We start from the raw sequence: 3,856 nt of genomic DNA, 5'->3' as shown, positions 1-3,856 counted from the left end.
GACTCAACCACTGAATAGCAAGCTCATCATAGTGAGTGACTACAAAGCGTTCAAACACCACTCGGGATTATTGCCAGCGTTGCAATTCAAACTCACTGATAGCCGCTAACAATAACCGGTAGTTATTTCGCCTTTTAGCCGCATCGAGAAAAAAATAACGTCACAACCTGTTGCAACAAGCCCTGCTGATAGGCAAGCAACTCACATGTAATGTCGGCGTCTTTCTGCATCGATTTCTCCAACCATTTCGCTGCTTTTTTTATCTCACGTGAGTAGATAGTTTTGAATCAACAAAGAATTATAGATAGCATGTCTAGTTAGACTTGGATTATCTTTCAGCACATTCGCATCTCGAGCAGGGACATTAAAACGCAACAACATTTGCGAGTATAAAATAATGCTACACTGCGGTAAGCAGTCTGCTTTATGAGCATGAGTAGGAACTAAGGATTTCAATACGCGATTAACATTGTGCCAATGTTTCTGCTATTCATATAAATTTAAGTAAACAGCGCTCTTTATTCTATTTTTAATACTCAATCGCGCGATCTCGATCTATTGCAACAGAAGCAGAATGATAAGTGCGTAAGAAAAACTGCCCATGGCCTGCAAAGAGCACATCTCCACCCAATCTTTTGCTGGCGGTGATACTTTTTGCGACTGGCTTATGCTTACCCACGGTTCCAGTTCCAATAATCAGTTGTCGCCAGTAGAGTATGAAAAGCAATATGAAATCAAGTTAAAGAGTGTCTACTAATTTGGTGGCTATTCACATAGATGGTAAGAAACTATATAAATGCCATAAACATGAAGGATTAGCTATCAGCTTTATTTGTAAATATAGTGATACCACTTTGAGAAGTTAACTCTAAGTAACTCCCTTCAAGTTCAAATTTTTCTAGGATCTGAGTAAACTCACTTAAGTTCAAATCAAAAAATGTTGTCGAGCCATCGCGATGTTTTGCAATGATTGTCATCAATGGCTTACCATCATTCAAAACCACAGGAGTGATGATAAGAGGCTCCACTTGATTCTCGGCAGCTTCAATAAAAGGGATAGCTTGAACATCTGTTAAGGAACCATTGTTATCAAAGGCAAAACCCTCAACTATTTTTGTGATTTTTTCAAACCCTGAATTTTCTTGGACATTCTTTATATCAATTACGCCAATTTTTAGATTTTCAGCCATCGAAATTTTAGAATCAATCTCACTAGTTAATTTGTCCTTAACTAGCTCGATATTATGTCTAATATTTTTCGTGTCAGATTGGTAAATATATTCATTAATAACAAAATTGACACTGATGAAAGAAACAATAATTGTGAATGTAATTATAACTACAATTAAGGATATTATTTTCTTTTTAAAAGATATATTTTTCATGCAAATAACACCTAGCGTGTATTTTTGGAATATAAATTCAATGAAAAAAATAACCACAAACAAACCGTTTGTTTGTGGTTATGAAAATGAAGTTAAACATCAGGAAAGGGTGTAACAGCGCTTTTGCGCTTCACCTAAGTTGTTTTCACCACCGATGATGTACATACACTGATCGGAACACAAAGAAATTCCATAGGCCAAACCCTCTCCAAATTCTCCTGCAAAACACCAACTTTCACCATCGAACTTCCATACCTTGTTAGTAAAGTGCTTTTGCAGTCCCTGATGGGTGTATAGTTTTCCGGTCTTTAAATTATTCCAACTGCCAATAAAGTACGCTCCACCATAAACATAGATATTTTGTCCTACTGCCCCAACAAAATGACCAGCTAGTCCCTCGTGCCCATAGTCTACGGATACAATTGAGGAACATTCAATGCTTTTAACAATAGTCGCGCCGGAGCAATCATATTGCTTAGTTTGTAAACTTCTTAGCCCAGGTTTTATCTCTCCTTCAACAAGCGTAATCACGTTTCCAGACAGGGCTATTCCGGCACCACAGTTGGCAGGGAAGGGATTTTCTCCGATAACAGACCAGAGGTTATCGGATGGAGTGAACTTCAGAATATTCTGATTCCATCCGTAGTCAGCAATCTCTTGTGACATAAACTGTGTCAAAAGCTGCTTGTGTTTCTCTTGTTCTAATTCAACGTTGATATGTGATAGCTGCTCAACAAAATCATCAAACGTTTCTTTTCGATATCCACCAAAACAGACAATTTCTCCCGAACTTAAAGACGCGCAAGAAGCACCTAACAATCCTATTGGTAGAGTCTCCTCTAGTTGATTCCAACTGTTTTTTGAACTGTCGAACACCCAACTATCCAAGAGAACCGTCGGGTGCGTTTTATTAGGCTCTATACCCGCTCCAGAAAACACATATAACTTGTCGTTACATACCGCATATGCCGCATCGTCACGAGCAACACCAGGAAAATCGGGGGCACACTGCCAACTCAACTCCGGATGGTTTAAATCCAAAAGCAAAAATTGCTTACCAGCACTCCCCAGCCCCACGTATATTTTATTGTCAATTAAACCTCCAACACCGTGTTTAATGCCGACCGGAAGGTCGGCTATAGAGTCGATCACTAACGACATAGAATCCTCTTGTATTAATCTTTCACGACAACTGTTGAGCCATTCCAAGCCAACATATAAACTTTTTTGCTAAGACTACGGTCGCTCTTCTCCCCACCAACGATTAAAACGCCGTCTTTAGTCGTAAATGACGCGCCATAAGCTAAGCCTTCAGGAAGGTTATTAACGGTCGACCACAGTCCGTCTTTTTCAATATACATTTCAGGGTTAAATGCTTTCGCAAGACCATCGTGAGCAAACATTTTCCCACTTTCAAACGCTGCTTTAGCTCCATGGAAGTTTGCGCCTCCAGCAACAATGGTCACGCCATTGCTTTTGCCAGCAAATGCTCCCGCAACACCTTCTTGTACAACGCCTGATTTGGGCGATGGTAATGAATGCATGCTGTTCCATGGCTGCCCTTTTCCATAGTGGTATTGTTTAACTTCCGTCGTTCTTAGACCCGGCTTAATTTCACCGCTGATTAAGGTTGCTGTAATGCCATCAGTAACTAAGGCGCTTCCACAATTGGCGAAGTAAGGAGAAATACCAAGAACACTCCAAGTTTGAGTCTCTGGCTGATAGCTAAATACTTTTTGATTCCACTGATAAGCTGCTGGTTTCATTCCCATGTAATCATTAACAATTTTTTGCCAAGCTTCTGGGTTTTCGTTCTTATCGGTCGTCATCACGTCATGCAAGTAGCTATCGAAGTACTCTTTGTTGTAACCACCAAAGAAGATGATGTTTTTGTTATCCGGTGAATATGAGGAAGAACCTAACAACCCGACGGGAGCAGAAGTATTAACTTGTTCCCAAGAGTCATCTTTAGAGTCGTAGCGATAAACGGTGTCAAATAAGATTGGAGACGCATCCGACTCTTTGTCCTTTCCCGAGCCTCCGAATACATAAATTTCCTGACCAACCACTGAGGCTGTGGCACCACTTCTAGGTTGGCCTGATAAAAGTGCCTTTTGTTGCCAGCCGGCTGACAGATTGTTCAAATCGAGCATATAAAATTGCTTACCAGCAGACCCCAAGCCGACAAACAATTTGTCACCCACTTGCGCGCTTATCCCCTCTTTGAATCCTACTGGTAAATCTGGCCAGTGATTTTCAGCGTATGAACTGACGCTAAAAGCAGTAGATAAAGCAAGCAAAGGTGTACAAATTAAGCGAGTCTTTTTATTCATTGATTTTTCCTTGTTAATTTATGAGCCGTACTGCGTGATATCTACCACTAGCCTGATGGTCATTAACCATATGTTTTTTGTTAAGTTTCAGACTCATTATTGATCAATAAAAAAATATTTCTTTGATCAATATAACAA

Annotated in this window: 4 protein-coding genes; all 4 read right to left on the bottom strand. The window is 40.0% G+C overall.

The features are described 5' to 3' along the window. Positions 1 to 529: 529 nt before the first annotated feature. On the bottom strand, positions 530 to 679 hold the full coding sequence (locus B9J87_RS17675) for a hypothetical protein (protein ID WP_176429451.1): 150 nt from the start codon (positions 677 to 679) through the stop codon (positions 530 to 532). 136 nt (positions 680 to 815) lie between these two features. After that, entirely contained in the window at positions 816 to 1,385 is a 570-nt protein-coding gene (locus B9J87_RS00770) for a hypothetical protein (RefSeq protein WP_094149184.1), read from the bottom strand. A gap of 99 nt (positions 1,386 to 1,484) precedes the next feature. Further along, complete coding sequence (locus B9J87_RS00765) at positions 1,485 to 2,546, bottom strand: YjhT family mutarotase (RefSeq protein WP_094149183.1); 1,062 nt, start codon at positions 2,544 to 2,546, stop codon at positions 1,485 to 1,487. Between the two features lie 14 nt (positions 2,547 to 2,560). After that, positions 2,561 to 3,718 (bottom strand): N-acetylneuraminate epimerase, encoded by a 1,158-nt coding sequence (locus B9J87_RS00760; protein WP_094149182.1) that lies wholly within the window; start codon positions 3,716 to 3,718, stop codon positions 2,561 to 2,563. Positions 3,719 to 3,856: the final 138 nt, after the last annotated feature.

Source organism: Vibrio sp. V19_P1S1T109, assembly GCF_002241375.1.
In the GTDB taxonomy this organism is placed as follows: Bacteria; Pseudomonadota; Gammaproteobacteria; order Enterobacterales; family Vibrionaceae; genus Vibrio; species Vibrio anguillarum.
The sequence above is the reverse complement of the archived record's forward strand: the minus strand, read 5'-3'. Positions and strand labels throughout refer to the sequence as shown.